We start from the raw sequence: 22,848 nt of genomic DNA, 5'->3' as shown, positions 1-22,848 counted from the left end.
TCACTTCCTTTTATGAGTACATTTCAACACATTTTTACACTAATTTCAATAAATTTAGCAACTATTACTTAGCTCCTGCTTTAATATAAGCCATAACTTTTCTCCTTTTTATAAATAATATAAAAGTTAGGGAAAAGGTTACTATAGTGAAATAAAATAATTAAGTTTCATAAATTGTTTCCTTTTCTGATGAAATTTGAACATCCTGTGCATCTCCAGCATATAAACTTTTTCTTAAAGCAATTATTGCTATAAACATTATACTAGCACAGACTAAGACTGCCATATAAGCTGGTATTTTATCATATAGCATTCCAAAAACCATTGTTCCTAATGGTGATATTGCCATTAATAATGAATTCATTACTGTGGATACTCTTCCCAAATATTCTATAGGAACCTGTTTTTGAATAGAAATAGCTAATGCCATATTAACTGCAGATATCATAGTTATAAACAATATACATAACATAGTTATTATTCCAAACAAAATTAAATTACTTGAGAAGAATTTAACTACTATATTGGTTGCACACATTGATATTAAAAATACCATTAATGAAGAAATAAGTACCCCTTTAAACATTATCTTTCCTAATGTCATTTTTCTGCACATAAACGTACAAACAACTGGTGCTAAAAACATTCCTATAACTAAAAGGGATTGCATCATCCCATATTGGGAGTCAGATACTTTTAAAATTTCTTTACTAATATATAATAACCCCACTGATACAAATGAACCAAAGGCAAAATTTAAAATCATTCCTAACTTTATTACAGCTTTAATAATACTTCTTTCTTTTATAAATTTAAGACCTTCTGAAAAATCTTTTTTAAAGGCTTTAAAGTTAATTTTTTCAGGTTTTTTATTAGTCTTTGGAACATTTATAAACATTTCACTTATCGCTGATAATATAAAGCTTACAGAATTTATTATCAGTACCAATTGTAATCCTTTTATTCCGAACAATATACCTGCAATACATGGAGAAATTAATAAACCAATATTCATTATAGTAGAATTTACACCATTTGCTGCCACAAGTTCTTCTTCTTGAACAATGCTAGGTATGACTGTTGAAATTGCAGGCTGAAATAATAATTCAATAGTTGCAAGTGTTATAGTTAAAAAATATATACTTAGCATTGAAAGTTCTCCATTTATAAAAAATAGAATAGCATATATACCAATAATTATTCCATTTATAAAGTCTAAACATACTATTATTTTCTTTCTATCAAACCAATCAGCAAAAACTCCTGCTACCGGTCCTAGTACAATCTTAGGTATAACTGTTATTGCAACAACTGAAGCAAACTTAGTTGCAGAACCAGTAATAGCTAGAACATATAGAGATAGAGCAAAACTTTGCATTTCGCTTCCAATTAATGAAACAAGCTTACCTAACATAAGCAATAGGAAATCTTTCTTTTTAAATAATTTCACATTCATTTGCAGTAATCCCTCCATTTTAAAGCAATTATAATTATTAAATGTTTTTAAAATTTAATAATTATATTTACGAAATTTTTTTAACTTTTATATTTTTTTATTTTTCCATTTTATTTTCCCCACTTTCATTATAATTTCTATTATTTCTTTAGCTGAATTTCCATTACATACTAGTTTTTTCATAATCTATATCTCCTCCCACTACTAGAACTGCATTTTCTGGAGTATAAGAATTCTTAATTATCTCTTTAATGCTATCTAATTTAGCATTTTTTACATTATCCATATTACCAACAATTATTCTACCAATATCTAAATTACCCTTTTTTTTATTATGTCCTTGACAAGGGGTCCAGTTTACAATAAAAAAGCACCTATAGATGAGACACTCTTTTTTATTGTGTCCAGTCTATAGGTACCAGTTTATTGCATTACAACTTTTTTCATTTTCTACATTTTCTTTATTAAATTCTAAATTATTAATTGCTATATGAAATAAGGCTTCTATACATCGTGGTAGCATAGCTGCTAATCATGTGAAATAAAACGAAGTAGTTTCTTTTGTGGTGCTTGCATTGTATTCAACGCCATTAAGTGTTATTTTGTCAATTAGCTTTTTATATTCTGAATTGCTAGAAGTCGATGTGTTTACTATAAGATGCTCAATCAAATGTGATAGTCCATTAGTTTCATCAGTTTCATATTTACTGCCTTGTTTTATCCAAATTCCACAAGACATTGTTTTTATCCTAGGTATTTTATGCATTAAAATTCTTAGTCCATTTTCCAAATAAACATTTAAAGTTTCATACATTTTTTCACCTACTTACGAACAACTGAAAATTGATAATTTCAATTTTGAAAGGTAAGCTTATAAAACTTACTTTTATAATTTTGTTTCTTCCTTAGGATCAATACTTAAAGGTTTAGCATTTTTAGCATGAACAATGTTGGCTGACGCCCCATTTATACAAAAACTAAATAAAAATGCACAAACAATAGCTCTACTTATAAATTTTATTCTTTTATTCATTCAAAAATCCCCCTTTATTTCAACAATATTACTTTTTTTCTAAATCTTTATATTTATAATATCATTTCTTTTTCTTAAAGTAAATAGTTTTTTGTTTACTTTTTTATTTTTTAATTTATACTATAGTTATAGGATTTAACAACAAATTTAAATTTATGATAAAATTTTATAAATATCTATTATGATATATAAAGATAAGGAGGTATTACTATGAACACTAAAATAATTACACCAGGAATGAAACTTAAAGAATTACGTAAAAAATATAAAATAAAACAATATGAGCTCAGTGGTAACTATATAACAAGAAATATGATTAGTATGATAGAAACTGATAAAGCTAAACTAAATAAAAATACAGCTATTGCTCTTATAGATAACATCAAAAAAATATGTACTGAAAAAAATATCTGTTATGAAGAGATATCATTGGATTATTTATTGGATTCTGAAGAAAACCAAGCAAAGAATATAAGTGATGCTTTTTTAAATTGGCTTAACTTAGAAGGAGTAAATGCGATAAATGATAGCTATAGTAATTATATAAAAGAAGTAAAAATAATAATAGATAAGTATGGATTAAAAAATATAAAAGCAGATGTTTATTTAAAGTTAGGAAATATTTACACATCATGTTCGATGTACAATTCAGCTTACAATCATTATTTAATATCATTAGATTCATATGATAATTTATTTAATAACTTAAGTTTAATTCAATTAATTATTAATCTAATTGTCTGTTGCAATAACTTAAAAAGATACGATGAATCTATAAAATTTTCAAATTTAGCTTTTACCTATATGAATAATATTCCTTTAGAAGATGAATTTAAAATTAGATATAATACTCTAATCTCATATAAGAACTTAAAAAATTATGATAAAGTTTTAGATGAAATAGATTTGCTTATAAATGATTTTTACCCTATTTTAGATAAAGATTCTACTAGAAATATAAACTTATTAACATTAAAAGGAAACTGTTTTAAAGAAAAAAACTTATATACAGATGCTCTTAAAGTTTATAAAATAATTCTTTCTTTATGTAATGATAATATTGAAATGAACTTAGTTACTTTATGTAATATATTAGAATTATATCTCTATTTAAACGATAGTAAAAATTTAAATAAATACTTTGATAAAGCAGTGTCTTCATTAGAATATTATACAACCATTGAATTCAAAAGTTATGCTACAGATATATATAATATTTTAGGTGTAGCTGCTATTAAGTTAGATAAAATCCAATTAAGCAAACTATATTTTAATAAAGCGTTAAAATATGCAAAAGAATTTAATTCTATAAATATATTAGTATCTTCTATGGAGAATCTACTTAATATAGCTATTAAAGAAAATGATTCATCTCAAATTGATGACTTGAAAAATCAACTTTTAGAAATGATATCTTTAGGGATTCTGACATGTAACAATATGTTAGTTTTAAAATTTATCAATTATTATAATACTATAGAAGATAGATTAACAATTGATAACATACTGAAGTTTATCTTTAAACTTGCCCCCTATAATGTATAACTTCAAAGATATAATTAAACTCTATATACAGATAAAAATTTAATTATATCTTATTTAAATTTGTTAACTAGCAATAAAACAAGCTAATATTTAAGTTTAAAACCTATAATATATTTAATCTAAAAAATGCATTTATAATGTAAAACCATTATAAATGCATTTTGATTTTTTATAATCATATAGAATATAAATTACGAATTCTTATTTATATATATTTTCAATGCTTTTATCAGTAAAATTAGCGCATATACACTTAACCCTGTTAAAATTAAAATAATTATTGTATAAAGTACCCCAAAAGTACCTACTAACATCATAATTTCCCCTCTTTCTATTTTAAAAACTCATTTACATATATGTAATATAATTGTATTTATTTTATTCTTTAATTATAACATTAAATTAATTATATAAAATAAACAAACTGCCTTAAAACAGAATTTTATTTCTATTTTAAAGCAGTTCTTATAAAAGAATTATTAATGTTTTTTAATTTTATTGAATAGCTTCACTATTTCATACCACATTACTGCAATTATTGATATAATCACAACTGTACCTAATTGTTTTATACTAAGTGCTGCTAAACTTAAAAAACTAGAAAGTGGTGAATAAAGTATTACAGCTAACCCTAAAATTGTGCCACCTATTGCTAACCACATTACTGGATCTTTTTTTAGATATATAAATGATTTGTATGCAAAATCTTTATTAGAACTATTAACTTGAACAAGCAATATATTAGAAATTATTATTATAGATAATCCCATAGAGCGCGCTATATTAGTATTAAGCGGATTATTATTTAAACTTATATAATAAGTTCCGAAAGAAGCTGCAAATAAAACTAATCCTTGTATTATACTTTTAACTAAAATTTTTGAAGTTAATATTCCCTCATTAGGATTACGAGGGTTACGATTCATAATATCATCTTCTGCACGTTGTCTTTCTAATACTATTGAACAAGTTGGATCTATTACAAGTTCTAAAAGCACTACATGTACTGGTAGTAATAATAAAAGTGATGATTTAATACCAAGAAGTGGTCCTAATAAAGATGCAAAGGCAATTGGTATATGAATTGTAAATATATATCCAATAGCTTTTCTTATATTATCATAAATTCTTCTTCCATCTTTAATAGTATCAACTATAGTTGAAAAATTATCATCTAATAAAATTAAATCTGCTGCTTCTCTTGAAACTTCTGAGCCCTTTTTTCCCATAGCTATACCAATATCTGCATATTTCAAGGCTGGTGCGTCATTTACTCCATCACCGGTCATTGCAACAACTTCTCCATTTTCTTTAAATGCTTTTACTATTCTCATTTTATGCTCTGGTACAACTCTTGAAAAAATACTAACTTCTTTAACTCGTTCTCTAAGAATTTCATCACTCATACTGTTAAGTTCATCACCGGTAATAACTTCATTACTATGTGGAATACCAACCTGTTTTGCAATAGAACTTGCTGTTATTCCATTGTCACCAGTAATCATAACTACTCTTATACTTGCTTTAATACAATTTTCTATATCACCTTTTATAGATTCTCTTGGCGGATCCATAAACCCTATTAGTCCTAAAAATTCTAAACTACATTCTTCTAAAGTAGTTGGTATATTTGATTTATCCTCAATATCCATTTTACCGATAGCAATTACTCTTAATCCTTTAGAAGACATTGAATGTATTTTTTCTTCTATTTTTTTACTTTCTTCTTGCTCCAAATTACACAAAGTTAAAATTTTCTCTGGTGACCCCTTAGCTGCTATAATAACTTTTTTATCTTTTTCCCATACGTGACCCATCATTTTATTTTCATTAGTAAATGAATATTCATAAATTAAATTTCCACTAAATAATTCTTTTTTACTTATATTATTATTTTCACAATACTTAAGCATAGCATGTTCCATGGGATCATAAGCATCAGTTTCACAAGCCATTCCCATAACATAACTTAACTCTTTTATATCACAATTTAAAGTCCATGTATCACTTAATTCCATCTTATTCATTGTAATAGTACCAGTTTTATCTACACATAATATGGACACAGCTCCTAAAGTCTCAACTGATGGAAGTCTTCGGACTAAAGATTTCTTTTTCGCTAACCTCCAAGCTCCCATAGATAAAAACACTGTTAAAATAACTGGAAACTCCTCTGGTATCATTGCCATGGCTAGAGTTATTCCAGATAATATACTTTCAATAATCCTATCTTTTAAGCTATGGTCTGAAAGATTTATATAAGTTATTATACAAACTAGTAAGAATAAAACTGCTGCTATTATTGCACAAACCCTTACTAATTTTCCAGTTTGTTTCTGAAGTGGTGTAGGCATATCTGGTGCTTTAGCTATATCAATACCTATCTTCCCATATTCAGTGTCGGCTCCTATTTTATCTACTAAAACTATTCCACTACCTTGGGTAACTAAAGTGCCTGCATAGCAATAATCTTTTTTCCAATAGTCCTTATTCTCGCTATCATCTGTGCATTTCCATACACCTTCAGCTTCACCAGTTAAAGAAGATTCATTTACACAAAGGTCACTAACTTTAATTAGTTTACCATCTGCTGGAATCTTTACTCCTTCACTTATTATCATTAGATCCTTTGGAACCAAGTCTTCACTATTTATAATGCACTCTACTCCATCTCTAATCACAGTTATATTCGGCGCTGATAAATTTTTAAGTGCGCTTAAAGTTTTATCTGTTTTCCATTCTTGAATTACATCAATACTAATTATTCCAATTACAAATATCAACATTACTAGTCCATCTCGTGGTTCACCCAATATAAAGTATATAATTGCAGCTAAAATCAAGAGTAGAAACATAGGCTCTTTTAATACTTCTAAAATTTTCAGAAAAAAACTTTCTTTTTTCTCAGATATTAGCTGATTTTTGCCATACCTCTCTTGAGCTTTAATTACCTCTTCCTTAGTTAAACCATTAAACTCATTTACCTTTTTTTGTTCTGTCATAAAAAGTTACCTCCGTTAATTCTTGATTTATCAAGAACATTTTGTTTGATAGCTCTATGGCATTGCATTAAAGATCTTATTTGTTTTATTGCTCTAAAGGTAGACAAAAAACACCTGTAGAACAATAAACTGTCCCACAGGTGTTTTTATAATCCTGTTGCCAATTAAGGCCCGGCTCCATAAACAAAATAATTCATCGGCCTGATCAGTTTGTACTGTAGATTTATATGCAGTGCAAAGAGATTACATATTATTATATGTGATAAACAAAATAGTTTCTACAACTTAACAAAAATTTTATTTTTTCTAATAAAATAATCTCTAATTTACAATGTATAGATTCAAATATAATTTTATATTCTATATAAATAAATTAACCATTTCTCTAGTGATTTATTCTTTAGTTATATTAGTTTTCAATTTTGATTTTAGTTTACATTTATTTTTATATACTTAATTTTAATTATGTAAACTAATTGTATTTTTTAAGTGATTTTCAGTTTTCTACTTATATATATCTAAAATTTTTTATTAAATTCAAGGTACTATAAAGAAACAAGCTCCAATTTAAATTTATTCAATAACCTTAAAATATTTTCGTACAAGATTCAGCATTGAATTCTAAATGATTTGGAGCATGTCTCACTATTTTAGGTATCTAAGTTTTGGAATGGATAATTTTAAAAGTCAACTTGGAACCCTATATAATCTATATTAATGTAAGGATTTACAATAGTTTAATAATAGTATATTATTAAGTTAATAGAATTTGTCGAATAAGGAGAATCGCGGTGGAGAATTGTTTAAATTGTAATGCATCATCCTATAAAGATATTGAGGAATATAAAATCGATATAAATAATGCAATAAAAGAAATTTTAAATAATAACCAAAGATTAAGTTTTGCTTTGGTTGTGAAGAAGGTAAAGATTACTCCTTTTGTTATAAATAAATACCCTCAACTTAGGACATATGTATTAGAAAGAATGAAATACTATAAAGAAATAAGAGTTATAGATGGTAAAATTGATAGAGCCGTTGAAAAAATAATAAAGTCAAATGAAAATTTAACTTTTATGGCAATAGCAAAAAAATGTGGATTTTCTCTTGATACTGTTTATAAAAATGAATATATTAAAGAAAAAATTATTAATACTATTATAGAAAATAAAAAACCAATTAGGTTATAAAATTATCTAATTGGTTTTTTATTATATACTACAAAATTTAATTATAATCAAAATAATAACTATGCAATAAATATTTTGATTCATATTTTATTGCATATTCCTTTAAAAGTTTTTTTATTTCTGTTAAGTCTTTTCTATTTTCTTCAAATTCCTTTATCATTTCAAAAAGGCATGTTTTTTCTTCTTCAGTAGCAACTTTTTTAAAATATCCCCATATATGATGAACTGTATTTATTACTTGACTTTTCATAGGTGCTTCTTTTATTACTTTGTTTAGCTTTTCATTAAATTCTTTATATGTATAATTGTTCAAACCTATATTTTTACTTATTTCTTTATACTCTTTATAAGATCGTTCCATTACAACATATTTATATTTGGACCAAATAATATCTATGTTTTTTCTATCTTCCTTTATTGTCAACTAAAACACCCCATTTCATATATATTTAAATATTTTTAAAGTTTAGACTCTCATACTTGAACTTTGTAAATTTAGATAAAAAAATAACCAGTAAACAAATTTGGCGACCTAGAAGGGACTCGAACCCTCGACCCCCGGCGTGACAGGCCGGTACTCTAACCAACTGAGCCACTAGGCCATATCGCAATGTTTACTGATTACATACATTATATTACATGAATATTTTATAATTGTCAATACTTTTTGGAAAGATTGTAAAATATTATTATTACATCGAGTTAATATATATTAATTTTCACTATTTATAGATTTTGCTTCATGGTAATAACATAATATAGAAATAATAAAAGCTGATATAACTTTTACGATTAAATCTGTTGCAGTGTCTTCAATTCCGCCCTTTACCATATTAGTTTTAAATAAATAGTCTCCTACAAATTCAAACACTTCCCACATAGTACCTAACGCAATTGAAAAATTAAATGCACTCATTAATTTAAAAACAAGAAACCGTTTTTTAGTTGTTTCTTTTGTATTTGTAATAATTCCTTGATTTAATTTTAATGCTATAAGAACTGCATAACTACCAAATATAGAGTGAATAAATAAGTCCCACCACCAAAATCTCACATAAAATTTTTTAAATTCTCCAAAATATATTGTAAGTACAATAAACATTATAGATATTAATTGAAAATTATAAGGTAATATTATATTTTTTTTATTAGCAATGCTAGTAATTATAAATGGAAATGTAATGCATACAATAGCCAAAATTAAAAAATTCAACCCATTCCATTGTTTAAATATAATATTTAACATAATAGTAGCTAATAAAAATATCTCAAGTACTACTGCTATTCTAATAGTCCATTTATTATTTCTATTACTCATTTTAAATTTATTCCTTTCAAATATTATCATTTTTAAATAATTAAATATAAATATACAAATTTAATAAAATATCTTTCTTTTAATTTATTACTACATTATATAATAATAAAAAATATAATATATATAATGGCTGTATAAACTAAAAATATCCCTAAAAAATAATATTAATACTATTTTTAGAGATATTTCCTATAAAATATTACCTATTCATTTTTATAAATATATTTATGATGCTATCTTAGTCCTTGATACAAAAGATTTCCCAATCCATTTTCTTTTCTTCCATCTATTATAAACTAATATTCCTCTAAACCATTCATCTATTGCAAATGATATCCACATTCCAACAAGTCCAAGGCCTAATTTTATTCCTAGTATGTATGCAAGTCCAACTCCAAATATCCACATTGAAAAAATACCTATACATACAGGAAATTTAACATCACCTGTAGCTCTTAAAGAGGTAATACCAACTAAATTTATAGTTCTTCCTGGTTCTAATATTAAATCTACAATTAGAACTATAAATCCAAGAGCTATTATTTCTTCATTTGATGTAAATATTCCAAGTATATGCTTTCCAAGTAAAAGAAATATAAAGCTAACCGTTGTTGTAACAATCATTGCTTTTTTCAAGCATTTTAAACATAATTTATATGCTAACTCAGTTTCTTCTTCTCCTACTAATTGTCCAACAAGTATACTACACCCTTGTGCCAATGATGCTGAAAATAAATAAGCAAAACTTGCAATATTAGCTATGTAGCTTTTAGTTGCCATAGAGTTTATGCTAATCAAATTAATAAACCCTGTAACAACTAACTGTGAAAGACTATAGGATATTTCCTCACCAGCTGCTGGAATTCCTATTATTAAGATATTTTTAAAATCCTCCATTGGGAATTTTTCAAATAGGCTTAATTTAAAATCTTTCAATACTTTTTTATAAACAACTATTCCTAAGATTATAGTCCCAATAATTTTACTTAAAGTTGTTGAAATGGCTGCGCCTTTAACACCTAATGCTGGTAAATTGAAGTTTCCGAATATTAATATGTAATTTAAAGTAATATTAATTATATTCATTATAAATGTTACTATCATACAAATTTTAGTAAGTCCATGAGGTCTTAAGATTGCAGTAAAAGTCATTGAAAGTGCCTGTATGAACACAAACCCACCAACAAAACTCACATAACTATTTCCATAAATTAAAAGCTCATCTGCTGTATTTAAAGCTTTTAATAAAACAGTTCCTCCCATAACCATTAAAATACTTATTATTATTCCAATAATAAGATTAAACACTATTGATACTATACTTACTTTAATTATATTTTCATTACCTTTTTTATACTCTTTATTATGGCCAATATATTGAGACACTAAAATTGACGTACCAGCAGTTATTATTGCAAAGGTTAAATTCACCATAAACATAAGTTGATTTGCCACACCAACTGCAGCAACTGCATTATCTGAGTACCTTCCCAACATAAAAATATCAGTTCCTCCAAGTAATGAAAATAATATACTCTCTATAAAAATAGGCCATGTAATCTTTATAAGTTTTTCTTTTAATTTTCTCTCTTTCATAAATTCATTCTCCAAATTAGTTTTATTAGTTTTTAAGTTTAATTAACAAACCTTACTTAGTATATACAATATTAAAACTTAGTTCCATATATAAGAAAAAATTTTTAAAACTAAAACTTTTAAATATTTTCAAAAAACTTAAATAAGAGCCTAATTATAATAGGCTCTTATTTTAAGGATTTTTTATAAAAAACTCTATAACAGCTCCTCTATCTTCGCTATTATAAGCTTTAATATTTCCATTATGCTTTTCAACTAAACTTTTAGAAATATATAGTCCCAAGCCTGAATTCCCTGTAGATTTCCTTCTTGATTTGTCCCCTCTATAAAATTTAGTAAAAATATTTTTTAAATCTTCTTCATTAAACCCTTCTCCACTATCACAAATTTTAAAAAATAAGTTTTCTTTTTCATATTTTACATCAATTTGAATTTTTCCACCTTCCGGAGAAAATCTTAAACCATTTGTAACTATGTTATCTAAAACTTGAGAAATTCTCAATCTATCTAAAAAAAATGTAGTATTTGCATCTATATTTATTTCATTTAAACTTAATTTTATATTTTTCTTATTTGAAAATGGTATATATTCCTCAATTTTATCTTCAAGAAAACTTTTTACATTAATTTGTTCTACTTGTAATGTAAAATCAGGATTTTCTAGTTTGGATAATAAATTTAAATCTTCTACCAATAGAACTGCTCTATTGACTGAATTTTCCATAGAGTTTAGATATCTTAATAGCCTCTCTTCATTCTTATATGAACCATCTTGCAAAAGCTCCACATGACCTTTGATAACTGTAAGTGGTGTTCTTAAATCATGAGATAATGCATTAATCATATCTGTTTTTTCCTTTTCTGTTTCCCATTGTTTATTTAAAGTTTTATTCAACTCACCCCTCATTGATTCAAAACTTTTCATAAGTTTACCTATTTCATTGTCATAAGGATAATTTAATTTAAAATCTAAATCTTGAACTTGTATTTTATTTGAGGCTTCAATTAACTGTTTAAAAGGTTCATTTAAGTTTTTACTTAATTTTCTACCAAATATAATACTATATATTATTATAAATATAAATGGACTAAGTAAAGTAATAACACCTAACACTGTTCCTATTAACTTTTTATGAGGATTAATTGAAGCTTTTAAATTATAATTTAAATAAACTACACCTTCTAATGTTCCATTATTACTTATTATTGGAACTACTTTTGTTACATTATTAAAAGCATTTATATCTACTGTGTTTAATTTTTTTAAAATAGAATTATTATCTTCATCTTTAATTTGTAAATTACCATAACTACTTTTATTTTTTAGGTTATAAACTTTATATTTTATACCTTCAGTAGGTATTATGTTTTCAAGATTTCCTTTTTCAGTTTCATTTAATATATTATCCCCACACTTCATTATATAATCTTCAATTTTCGGGATTTGTCTTTCATAATAGTTTGCTGGATATAACATATTACTATTTAATATATACATAAATAATAAAAACAATATAACAAAACTTACTAAGCTAAATATTAAAGCCAAAAAAAATGTTGATATAAATTGCTTTTTTATAGAATATTTTTTAAGCATTTGCTCACCTTACTTCCTTAGTTCTCCCACTTATATCCTACACCCCATACAGTAGAAATATATTTATTATAAATATTATGCTTATTAAATTTGAAACGTATTTTTTTTATATGCTCAGCTACTGTTGAAGAATCACCTTCTGCATCATATCCCCAAATTTTTTCATATATTTGTTCTTTTGAAAAAACTTGTCCATTATTTAATGCTAAAAGTTCAATTATATCAAATTCTCTTTTAGTTAAAATAACTTCCTCATCTTTTAAAAGAACTTTTCTTCCTTTTAAATCAATTTTTAAATCATTAAAAATAATATATTTTTTATTTTCCATAGAAAAATTTCTTTTATCACGCCTTATATGTGCTCCTATTCTAGCTTTAAGTCCTCTTATGCTAAAAGGTTTTGTAATATAATCATCTCCACCTATAGCTAAACCCTTTAATAAATCAGCTTCATTTATTTTAGCAGTTATAAATATAATTGGACAGGAAATCGCATCTCTTATTTCAGTGCAAAACTCAAAACCATTTTTTCCAGGCATCATAACATCTAATAATATTATATCTGGATTAATTTTAAGTTTTTCTAAAGCCTCATCACAATCTTTTGCAGTAAATACTACGTAGCCATCATCAGATAAAGCATCAGAAATTAAAGAAAGTATTTCTTCTTCATCATCAACGACTAAAACCTTTTCATTCATCTTAATTCCCCCTGAAAATAACTAATATCTTTAGTAAATATTATCATAAAAAACTACATTTCTACAACTTTTTATAGTGTTTCCAAATTAAACTACTAAAACAAATATTTAGTTAGAATGCTTATTTTATAAGAAATACTGTTTCAAATTTATTTTTTTTACATATTATAGTAACAGAGAGTGAGATATAAGATTCCAAATTAAATCTTAAACTTATTCATTTATAAAATGAGAAAACTCAAATTAATATTTTATCAATAACTAACAGGTTATTTTAGTTAAAAGTTAAGAGTGAATAGTGAACAGTTGTGGTTATTACTACTCACTTCGTTCCTAGTAATTCTCAACGTACCTTTTTATAAATTTGCAAAGCAAATTATATTGATAGATTTTTTTAAATCATTTTCAGAAAGTGGTTGCCACTTTCATCCTAAGTTCATAATTCATAATTCATAATTCTTAACTAACTATATTTGATGTATAAATTTAAGTTATAGATTGTATCCCTATATAGAGTTCCAAGTTGACTCTTAAAGCTATCCATTCCAAAACTTGGATACCCAAAATAGTGAAACGTGCTCTGAATAACTTAGAATTTAACATTACATTTTATATAATTTTATTTAACTATATTTACTCTAAGAAAATATAGTTAACCTTATGCAAGTTTACTATATAGAGTAAACTTTATACTCTTTATGTTGAAATTTAGGAGGATTAATAATGTTTGTTACAATTATATGTGATATAAAAAATTCAAGACTATTAGAAAATAGACATGATTTTCAATTATATCTTATTGATGTTTTAAAAGAATGTAACACCTTATTTAAAGATTATATAGTTGCTCCTTTTATAATAACATTAGGTGATGAATGGCAAGGACTTTTAAAAGAAAATTCTCCGTACTTAGAAATATTAGATTTTTTTAAAAGTAAACTACCTTCAAATGTAAAATTTTATACAGGCATTGGAATAGGTGAAATAACAATTCATAATTTTGAACTTACTGTAAATCAACTTGACGGTCCTTCATTTTATTTAGCAAGAAAGGCTATTAAATACGCTAAAAGAAATCAATGCTCATTAGTGGTTATACAAGACTAAGAAATACCAATAACATTTTAATTGTTATTGGTATTTCTTATAATAAAGTATATATAAGTTTTCCACCTATCATTGCTATTATGAAACTTATAAAAGTCCCAATAATAAAATATTCTGCAAAGCTTTCATCTTCAAGTTTTTTAAACCTTGCTATAGATTTAGTAGCTAATACAAATCCTATTAGAGGGGCCTGGTTTATGGCCATGATAAGTAATATAAAGGACCTTTCTAATATTCCAATTATAAGTCCACCATTTTCAGCACCTGTATTATCATTTTTTATAGGTATATATATGTTATTTTTTCTTGCTTTTATATATTTTTTACTTGTTAAACTTCTTATTAACACTTTAATAAATATTCCTGTTACATTTGTACAAATTAATATTATTAAAACAATAGCTAAAAACCTATCCATAGATGTAAAACTTGTCCTATAATTTAATAATTTTATTAATCCTTCTTTAAATTTCATGTCTTCACATAAAATAAAAACACTAATAATAACCAATAAATGCAAAAACTGATCTAATAAAAAAATTATTACATCCTCTTTCAACCAAGGTTTTTTTAATATTAAACCTGACTTTAAGCAATCTATAACAAAATGAAATATAGTAATAATAAGTATACATTTATTAAAAATTTCTAATGGTTGTCCATTTGCTAAATAAAACCCCAAAAGAAATAAATTTATACCTAAAAAATGAAAAAAGCTATGAATAAAATTACCTTTTAATATAGATTTAATTGAATTATCTTTTGGGAATCTTAATTTTAGTATGTTATCCTGTTGAAAAATAAAATCAAAAGTAATATGTGAAATTAAATAAACTAAAAATAAACTAAAATACATTACTACTCCTTTCAATTATTTTTATATATGTTGTTAATAATAATCTTATGATTCTTGTATTATGTACAGTTAAAAAATAACTACAAGAATTTAATCTTTGAGATATGTTAGATTTAGACAAATTCCCATCTTTAGAAATCATATTATTATATGATCCATGTTTTTCATACAAATTTATTAATTCTCTTTGCTTTTCTGTAAACTTACTTTCTATAGTTTCATTATTTTCAATAATTGAATTTATAACTTGATTTAAAGTTATATTATCATCATATTCAGAAGTAACAGCTATTTCATCTAAAATAAATTTATTATATAAATCGATTGGTAAATCTGCACCTTTGAAAAATACTCTATTATGCTTTGACTTAATATTCTGACCATAGAACCCTTTAGTTTTCTTAGCTATATTTATAGCTTCTCTACCATTTATAAAAACTTCTCCATCCATCTCTCTAGTGTCTCTTGAAAGATTAGTTGATATATCACCTATACCTATGCCACAGTATACTTGTATATTTTTTTTAAATAAATATCTTTGAATTTCTTTAAAAATATCATAACTTTTCTCTGGTGAGCTAGAAACAATTTGCCATTCATCACCTAATGTAAATGTTATTGGCGCAACTAATATCTTAGAGTATTTCTTACTCAAAGTTTTTAAATATATTTTTAGTTCCTCCTGAAAATTAGCCCTATCTTTTATTTTTCTAGAGCTTACAATGTCCATATTGATTACACTATACATACTTAAAGCATTCTGCTACTTAAAATCTAGATAAATACACCTATATAGAGATTATTTCCATTTCTTTGTGCATAAGTTTATTATAAAACACTCCATAGCTTTTAAATTCTATATTAATCTTGGTTGCAAATATCCAATTATTTCCATGCTAATTTGTAGGTTTTAATTGTAGCAGCTCCTCCTTTCTTTATTTTTAAATTTTTTTATAATATATGATCACTCTTTTAGAAATCAAAACTTCTAATTATAATTTAAAATGTTATTTTTAATTCTTATATAAACTTATAGTATTTTTAAAATTAACATCTCTTATTTTAAATATTTATATTTATATAAATTCTATCTATATTTAAATACTCCTTTATATCTTAAAGCACTATATCTATTATTACCCATATTTCATATTTATATAAATCTTTCCATATAAAAATTTTTTAAATTTTAATTCCTAATAATAAATATAAAGTGGAAAGGACTCTTAACATATAGTACCCTCCACTTTAAAACAAAATTTATTATGTAATAATTTATTTACAATATGTATCATACCAATTTCCAAATTTTTTTATACAAGTATCATCTTTCGAGTTATTATCATATCTTAAGAAATCTTCTTCATTAAATTCAGCTAAAGTCTTTAAAAATCCTTTTGGCTTGAATATATACCAAAGATTTGACCACTTTTCATTATTCTCATTTTCTCTTATACTATGAGCCAAAGTTCCATGATCATTACTTTCAAAAAACTCCATATTCGTACCATCGTAATATGCAAGACAAGATTTAAAAGTACACTTTCTATTTTCTACCTTGTCCATTAATTTTAAAAGTCCTTCTATACCTATAGTTTCTAGCATATGATTTACATAAGCTTTTGGAAATCCATTTAAAGCTTCTACAAAAAAGCCAGAATCTAGTGCTATACAAGGTTTTTTCACAATTTTATACGCTTGTAAAACTTTTTGCTTTGCAATTTCCTTTATATCGTCACCTCTTGGTTCTATAAGCTCTGCGTTATATGGTAACACTTTCATATTTTTTAACTCTCTTTGCGCTGAAGTAATTTTGCCTTTATTGGTTGTTACAAAAATAATTTCTTTCATCATCCCCTACATCCTCCTTATATAAAAAATATTATCATATTAAAATATTATAACATATACACTATCATAACTATATTTTATTCTGTCATACTATGTAATTAAATGTTAAAATATATATATTTTTAGTAATTATACACTAAAAATACACCTATTAATAGATTAAATAAATAAAAAAATAAATTTTATTCTAATATTTATTACAAAAGAAGATATAAAAATATAAAATTACTATTTAAGTTATCCTTTAAATATTTTCATTCCAACTTACAACACTATTTTTTTATTATATTTCAATAATTTTATAACTTTACCTACAAATAATACTGCAATTAGTTTATCAAAATAATCTGTAATAAATTGAACTAAAAAAACACTTAAAATTGGACCTAAACCTAGTTTTCTAAGCAGGATTATTATATAACTAGACCCTGAAGAAGTAAAACCTCCAAATATGAATGCTGTTAAAGTTGCACCTACACTACTTATAAATATAGTAGCAAAAAATACTGCGAAAAGAATTTTCCATCCTTCTAAAAGTTTCTTTTTAAACATAACTCCTAATATTAAACCTGTGCATATTTGAACTGGAGAAAACCACAAAGAATATATATCAAAAGTCAAACCACTAACTATACTACTAAAAAAACCAGTTATTATACCAAAATAAGGTCCTAACAAAAAACTTATAAATACAGTTCCTATAGAGTCTAGATATATGGGAATCCTCAAATTAAATGCTACAAATGCTCCTACTATATTAAGAGCTATTGCTACACCAATTATAGCTATTTTAAATGTATCTGATTTACTCATATTTTTTAACTCCTAACCACTATATTTTTTATTATTTAAAATTATATTTATTTCATTTTTTTTATGTGGTAAAATTCTAGTTAAAAATTCTTTCATAAACATATTAGAATCTACACTTGTTAAAACATTACAGTTAGCTTTAAATTTATAAAAGTTCTCACTATCAATTACAGTTTGACCTATAGCTATCCCTTCAGTCACAACATCCATATATGCTGGAAATCCCTTACATAAAGACTTGTTAATAAAATATAAAACTGCTAAAGGATCATTTATTACGCAGCCTAATATTTTTTCTTGTTTCCAATGAAAATCAACGTAAAACCTTGTTATCTTAACAATAAAATCTGCTTTTTCATCGTTAAGCTGATTCAAAAGTTCTATATAATTTGGCGTTAAAACACATTCTCTTGTGACATCAAGCCCTACCATATGAAAAGGTACTTGTGAGTTTTTCATAATATATTTAACACTATGTGGATCTACCCAATAATTAAATTCTGCTACTGGTGAACAGTTCCCATGACTTTTAAAAGTCCCCCCCATAGACACAATCTCAACTATTTTATTAAATGTATTAGGACTTTTCTTTAATACTTCAGCAAGATTTGTAAGTGGTCCTAATGCTATTATTGACACATCTTTTTCTTTATTTAAGATATCTATTATATAATTCACAGCACCTTTTTTTACTATGCCATCTTTTATATCTTTTAAAAAACTTTCACCAATTCCATCTACTCCATGGGTATCCTCTGCTACAACAAGTTCTCTTTTAAGTGGTTTTCCATCGCCTATATATATAGGAATATCTAAGCGTCCCATTATCTTTAGTGCTTGAAGTGCATTCTTAAAACCTTTATTTACATGAACATTACCAGATACTATAGTAAGAGCTTTAACATCTAGTTCCTTACTTGAAAGTGCAACCATTATTGCTAAAGTATCGTCTATTCCTGGATCACAATCTATTATCACTTTTCTTTTATTCATTCTATTTTTCCTTTCTTAATGTATTAAATATAATTTATTTATAAAATATCTTATGGCAATAAAAAAAGAGCAGGCTTTTCCTACTCTAAAAAAACTGAACTATAAAATATATAATATAGCAAAAAAACATAAAGCCACACCTAAATTAGGGTGACCTTCATAATCTAAGTACATATATTATATAACTAAAATTTAATTTATCAAAAAATATAAATCTTAATTACTTTTATAAGTTTGCCTAGTTTTTTATAGAGGGATGGTCAAAACGAACCTCTTTTATAGTTATTACTATAAACATATTCAATTTATTCTATTTGAAGTATATAATAAATATTTATAAAATTCAAGTGTGTATATTGTTCTATTTAAATATATTTATATTGTTTATATATTCCCAATTGCCTACATATCCACTATTTTTAGCACCTAACTGAAAGTGTAGCATAGATATTCCAAGATCTATTTTTTCATAGCCATGTTTTTGCTCATCTATAAATGCTTTTATATTCCCTTTTGAATATTCATATTTCCAAGGCTGTTTATTTATAGCAGAAGGTGCTTTTCTTACTGCTTCTATACCATTTTCAACCCAATTAGGAACTTCTTTTTCATTACACCTTAAAATTTCATTTGAAGATTTCCTATTTTTACTAAAAGATGATAATAATTTTTCTTTTATCCCCTTCGCTTCTTTTACATATCCTATTGAAATGACACAATAAAGTTTCTCATTATTTTTTATGTCTATTGTATTTTCAACTTCCTTTTTATCATAGGTTCCACCAATCCAACAAGTACCTATTCCTAAAGAAGTAGATTCTAAAACTAAAGCTTCTCCAAAATATCCTATTTTACTTTCAACATTAATAATATCTTCTTTTCCAACAAGTGCAATAAAAGATTTTACCCCACTTATCATTCCATAAGATTTCTTTATTCCTTTAAAAGGCTTTTCTCCATCTTTTATAATCTGAATATTCAAAGATGATTCTTTGTTAATTTTCTCTATAAGACTTGAAATTTTGTTTAAATGATCTAAATTTAAGTCTTTATCCATATAAGTTCTTCTTGATGTTCTTTTATCAATGCTTTTATACCACTGAGTTTTTAATTCCATGTAAACACCTTCCAAATTTAATTAGTCTTTCTTAATATATTGCAGTTTAGTTTTTTTATTCATTCTTAACTCTTAACTAAAATAATCTGTTAGTTATTGATAAAATATTAATTTGAGTTTTCTCATTTAATAAATGAGTAACTTTAAAGCTATTTGACATAAACAACTTTTAAAAATATCCTTTTTTTATCTTATTACAAATTCTACATTCAAATATACTATAATATAAATAATAATCACCTTTTGAGTTTTTTATGTGTATTTTTTATCTAAAAATATTTCCTTAAGATTATAATCATGTTTATGATTAGCATTCTTATTTTTCATAAAATCCTCACTATAATTACATTTAAGTGTTTATTTAACAACTTTTACTTCTAAAATTTCTCCATAAGCATACTTTTTTAAAAGTTCTATACTATTACTTATATACTCTTGTAAATTTTTTTCACCATTAAATGAAATTATGTTCATTAATATGCATTTTGTATCTTTTGTTATCATAGCTCTTGTTGAATCTGAAGTAGCACTTCCAAATTTACCTTTTTCATCTTGGAAAACTGGCATATTTTCTAAATTTATAGGCCCTCTTCCTATACCCTCATAAGTTTCGCCAGGTTTTCCTACTGTAAAACATATATCTTCACCTATTTTTTCTAAATCATATGTTCCAACTGAATTAAGACTTTTCAAGGATATTAAATTATTTATATCTACTATCGTATTAACCTTATAAAGACCTAATCCCTTTACTAATCTTCTAACTAAAGACTCTGATGAAACCCTATATTTACTTGGATCTTTTTTTAATTTTTTGTACCCATCCCTAGATGCTTTTATATTCTCAAGTTGCAAAACATCCTTTAATTCCATTGTTCCTTGAAAATTTAAACACTCTTCATCTATTTCTTTCCATAATTTTTCGTCATACTCTGTAACTTTTACATTTGCTATGATGCATCCTAAAACTAAGTTTGGGCATTTTTCCTTTAATTCTTCATCTATTCTAATCTTCATCCTTTGCAACTCCTTTTCTATAATTCTATATAGTTTTATATTATCATAATTTACCATTATAAGTTATACTTATTTCATTATTAAATATACTTTTATATAATATAAAAAAAGAATAATAATTAGCCTTTTTTAACTATGTACATTCCACCTTGTTTTTTAAATACTTTTCTAAATTCGCTGTAGCTATATTACTAAATAATATATTCATCGAAATAACTAAAATCCAAATAATATATGTACCAATTGTTATTCTTTCAAAAACTCCAAAATATATATATTCATTAGCAGCACCAACAGCACTAATGCAACCACTAATAAATATAATCAAACTTGATATCATTGAATATATAGTTAAATGTCTAAACTGAACTACATTTTTAAACCCTATCCCTATAAATAATGGAGGTAATATACTAAATATCGCACAAAATCCCGCTAACACAATATGTCCAATGCCGATAACTGTTATTTGTGAATCTCTAGCATCCATAGGAAAAAAGGTCATCATCATACCTGATAGAGCATTAAATAATACTAATAAAAAAGCTATTCTACATATAGTAGACTTATATTTTTTAAAATCCATAAAAGCAATGATACTAAAAAAAGCAAGAGATAACCCATAAATTATTGTTAATTTTTCCAACCATACAAAACTATCTTGTGGTACAAAATATGGTAGCTCACTTATTGCATTAGTAAGATGACTATACTCACCGTCACTTAAAACTCCCCCTACAATCACATATATAATATAACTAATTGATGCAATTACCCCTAATAAAGGATAAATTTTTTTCATTTGTAAAACCTCTTTTCCTATTTCACTTTTAAATAATCGCAGATAAAACTTATATGCTTAAACATTTTTTTAATTATTGGAGACGTATCTTTTCCATCATTTATTGCATGCGCATATTCAAAAGTTATTGCAACTAAAGCATAATTATATTCATCTGCCACAAGTGAAGTATCTATATTTTTGATTAAATTTTTTTTTATCATCATATCTAGTATTTCTTTTATAAATCGTGAAGGCTCTTTTATTATAGTCTCAACCATTAATTCCTTTGCTTTTTCATTTTTAAACTGCTCTGAATATATTATTATTGCTATACTATCAAGCTTTCCATTTAAAAACTTACCATAGGTTATTACAAGATGCTTAAACAACTCCTCTGGTGACATAAAATCCATCATTCTATTTAGTTCTAGGGTAGAAGGCCTATAATCTTTAATAGACTTAGCAAAATATTCAAATATAGATTCTATTATTTCATCTTTACTTTTATAATGATTATAAATTGAGCTTTCTCTAATACCTACACTCTTTGCTATTTGTCGTATAGATACACCATTAAATCCCTTTTTAGAAAATAATTCTATAGACTTTGCAAAAATTTTTTCTTTAGTAGTTAATTTCTCATTTTCCATTTTTAATCACCTTTTCTTAACATTTAACTAACACTTGTTCGTTTTCTTAAACATTATACTAACATTCACTAGTAAATACAATGTATTTTTTATAGTACTTAATATAGAAATACAAAAAAAATCATATTAAAATTTTAATTCTATTTTAGGACGTGTCTGAAAACAAAATATCTAAAACTTATTTAGATAAAACAAAAATAGCAGCAATATAAACAAATGCGA

At 25.1% G+C, this 22,848-nt stretch carries 22 protein-coding genes, 1 tRNA gene and 2 riboswitches; of the genes, 3 read left to right on the top strand and 20 right to left on the bottom strand.

What is annotated here, in order from left to right:
- Positions 1-160 precede the first annotated feature (160 nt).
- The 4 genes from AZI32_RS14955 to AZI32_RS18505 all read right to left on the bottom strand — a co-directional run bounded on the left by AZI32_RS14955 (position 161) and on the right by AZI32_RS18505 (position 2,489).
- Positions 161-1,456: an MFS transporter gene (locus AZI32_RS14955; protein ID WP_061996584.1), complete on the bottom strand. Its 1,296-nt coding sequence runs from the start codon at positions 1,454-1,456 to the stop codon at positions 161-163.
- Between the two features lie 163 nt (positions 1,457-1,619).
- Complete coding sequence (locus AZI32_RS18855; RefSeq protein ID WP_206406645.1) at positions 1,620-1,742, bottom strand: insulinase family protein; 123 nt, start codon at positions 1,740-1,742, stop codon at positions 1,620-1,622.
- A gap of 246 nt (positions 1,743-1,988) precedes the next feature.
- Positions 1,989-2,222, bottom strand: a complete 234-nt coding sequence (locus AZI32_RS14950; protein ID WP_275934987.1) for an insulinase family protein — start codon at positions 2,220-2,222, stop codon at positions 1,989-1,991.
- A gap of 120 nt (positions 2,223-2,342) precedes the next feature.
- Positions 2,343-2,489, bottom strand: coding sequence for a hypothetical protein (locus AZI32_RS18505; protein WP_157450937.1), 147 nt, complete (start codon positions 2,487-2,489; stop codon positions 2,343-2,345).
- Positions 2,490-2,699: 210 nt separating this feature from the next.
- Here AZI32_RS18505 and AZI32_RS14945 point away from each other — a divergent pair, with 210 nt between their 5' ends.
- Positions 2,700-4,034, top strand: coding sequence for a helix-turn-helix transcriptional regulator (locus AZI32_RS14945; protein ID WP_061996582.1), 1,335 nt, complete (start codon positions 2,700-2,702; stop codon positions 4,032-4,034).
- 479 nt (positions 4,035-4,513) lie between these two features.
- Here the strand turns inward: AZI32_RS14945 and AZI32_RS14940 are convergent, their stop codons facing one another.
- Complete coding sequence (locus AZI32_RS14940; RefSeq protein WP_061996581.1) at positions 4,514-7,036, bottom strand: cation-translocating P-type ATPase; 2,523 nt, start codon at positions 7,034-7,036, stop codon at positions 4,514-4,516.
- Between the two features lie 127 nt (positions 7,037-7,163).
- A riboswitch (NiCo riboswitch) is annotated at positions 7,164-7,255 on the bottom strand.
- Between the two features lie 572 nt (positions 7,256-7,827).
- Between AZI32_RS14940 and AZI32_RS14935 the strand changes: the two genes are divergently transcribed.
- Positions 7,828-8,226 carry a hypothetical protein gene (locus AZI32_RS14935; protein ID WP_061996580.1) on the top strand — a complete coding sequence of 133 codons (399 nt, stop codon included), beginning with the start codon at positions 7,828-7,830 and terminating at the stop codon, positions 8,224-8,226.
- Positions 8,227-8,263: 37 nt separating this feature from the next.
- On the opposite strand, the gene AZI32_RS14930 is transcribed toward AZI32_RS14935, so the two are convergent.
- The 6 genes from AZI32_RS14930 to AZI32_RS14905 all read right to left on the bottom strand — a co-directional run bounded on the left by AZI32_RS14930 (position 8,264) and on the right by AZI32_RS14905 (position 13,438).
- Positions 8,264-8,650, bottom strand: a complete 387-nt coding sequence (locus AZI32_RS14930; RefSeq protein ID WP_061996579.1) for a YbgA family protein — start codon at positions 8,648-8,650, stop codon at positions 8,264-8,266.
- Positions 8,651-8,751: 101 nt separating this feature from the next.
- Positions 8,752-8,828: transfer RNA gene (locus AZI32_RS14925), tRNA-Asp, on the bottom strand.
- Between the two features lie 110 nt (positions 8,829-8,938).
- Positions 8,939-9,544, bottom strand: coding sequence for a hypothetical protein (locus AZI32_RS14920; RefSeq protein WP_061996578.1), 606 nt, complete (start codon positions 9,542-9,544; stop codon positions 8,939-8,941).
- A 225-nt stretch (positions 9,545-9,769) separates the two neighbouring features.
- Complete coding sequence (locus AZI32_RS14915) at positions 9,770-11,140, bottom strand: MATE family efflux transporter (RefSeq protein WP_061996577.1); 1,371 nt, start codon at positions 11,138-11,140, stop codon at positions 9,770-9,772.
- 172 nt (positions 11,141-11,312) lie between these two features.
- Entirely contained in the window at positions 11,313-12,737 is a 1,425-nt protein-coding gene (locus AZI32_RS14910) for a HAMP domain-containing sensor histidine kinase (RefSeq protein ID WP_061996576.1), read from the bottom strand.
- Positions 12,738-12,754: 17 nt separating this feature from the next.
- A complete protein-coding gene (locus tag AZI32_RS14905) occupies positions 12,755-13,438 on the bottom strand; it encodes a response regulator transcription factor (protein WP_061996575.1) in 684 nt (227 codons plus the stop codon).
- Between the two features lie 723 nt (positions 13,439-14,161).
- Here AZI32_RS14905 and AZI32_RS14900 point away from each other — a divergent pair.
- Positions 14,162-14,545, top strand: a complete 384-nt coding sequence (locus AZI32_RS14900) for a SatD family protein (RefSeq protein WP_010297402.1) — start codon at positions 14,162-14,164, stop codon at positions 14,543-14,545.
- Positions 14,546-14,582: 37 nt separating this feature from the next.
- Here the strand turns inward: AZI32_RS14900 and AZI32_RS14895 are convergent, their stop codons facing one another.
- The 9 genes from AZI32_RS14895 to AZI32_RS14855 form a co-directional block, all read right to left on the bottom strand.
- The gene (locus AZI32_RS14895) at positions 14,583-15,401 is read right to left on the bottom strand and encodes a DUF3307 domain-containing protein (protein ID WP_061996574.1); all 819 of its coding nucleotides are present in this window, start codon (positions 15,399-15,401) and stop codon (positions 14,583-14,585) included.
- Positions 15,391-16,149, bottom strand: coding sequence for a SatD family protein (locus AZI32_RS14890; RefSeq protein ID WP_082761286.1), 759 nt, complete (start codon positions 16,147-16,149; stop codon positions 15,391-15,393). Before AZI32_RS14890 ends, AZI32_RS14895 begins: the two co-directional genes overlap by 11 nt.
- A 527-nt stretch (positions 16,150-16,676) precedes the next feature.
- A complete protein-coding gene (locus AZI32_RS14885) occupies positions 16,677-17,255 on the bottom strand; it encodes a non-canonical purine NTP pyrophosphatase (RefSeq protein WP_082761285.1) in 579 nt (192 codons plus the stop codon).
- Positions 17,256-17,516: 261 nt separating this feature from the next.
- Positions 17,517-18,065, bottom strand: a complete 549-nt coding sequence (locus AZI32_RS14880; RefSeq protein ID WP_061996572.1) for an ECF transporter S component — start codon at positions 18,063-18,065, stop codon at positions 17,517-17,519.
- A 12-nt stretch (positions 18,066-18,077) separates the two neighbouring features.
- Positions 18,078-19,058, bottom strand: coding sequence for a nucleoside hydrolase (locus tag AZI32_RS14875; protein ID WP_061996571.1), 981 nt, complete (start codon positions 19,056-19,058; stop codon positions 18,078-18,080).
- A 232-nt stretch (positions 19,059-19,290) separates the two neighbouring features.
- Positions 19,291-19,338: riboswitch (PreQ1 riboswitch) on the bottom strand.
- An 81-nt stretch (positions 19,339-19,419) separates the two neighbouring features.
- Positions 19,420-20,175, bottom strand: coding sequence for a nitroreductase family protein (locus AZI32_RS14870; RefSeq protein WP_061996570.1), 756 nt, complete (start codon positions 20,173-20,175; stop codon positions 19,420-19,422).
- A 357-nt stretch (positions 20,176-20,532) separates the two neighbouring features.
- Positions 20,533-21,192, bottom strand: coding sequence for a phenylalanine--tRNA ligase beta subunit-related protein (locus AZI32_RS14865; RefSeq protein ID WP_061996569.1), 660 nt, complete (start codon positions 21,190-21,192; stop codon positions 20,533-20,535).
- A gap of 133 nt (positions 21,193-21,325) precedes the next feature.
- A complete protein-coding gene (locus AZI32_RS14860; RefSeq protein ID WP_061996568.1) occupies positions 21,326-21,994 on the bottom strand; it encodes a DUF998 domain-containing protein in 669 nt (222 codons plus the stop codon).
- 17 nt (positions 21,995-22,011) lie between these two features.
- Complete coding sequence (locus AZI32_RS14855; protein WP_061996567.1) at positions 22,012-22,626, bottom strand: TetR/AcrR family transcriptional regulator; 615 nt, start codon at positions 22,624-22,626, stop codon at positions 22,012-22,014.
- Positions 22,627-22,848: the final 222 nt, after the last annotated feature.

Origin of the sequence: Clostridium sp. ATCC 25772, from assembly GCF_001573875.1 — a bacterium.
In the GTDB taxonomy this organism is placed as follows: Bacteria; Bacillota; Clostridia; order Clostridiales; family Clostridiaceae; genus Clostridium_J; species Clostridium_J senegalense.
The sequence above is the reverse complement of the archived record's forward strand: the minus strand, read 5'-3'. Positions and strand labels throughout refer to the sequence as shown.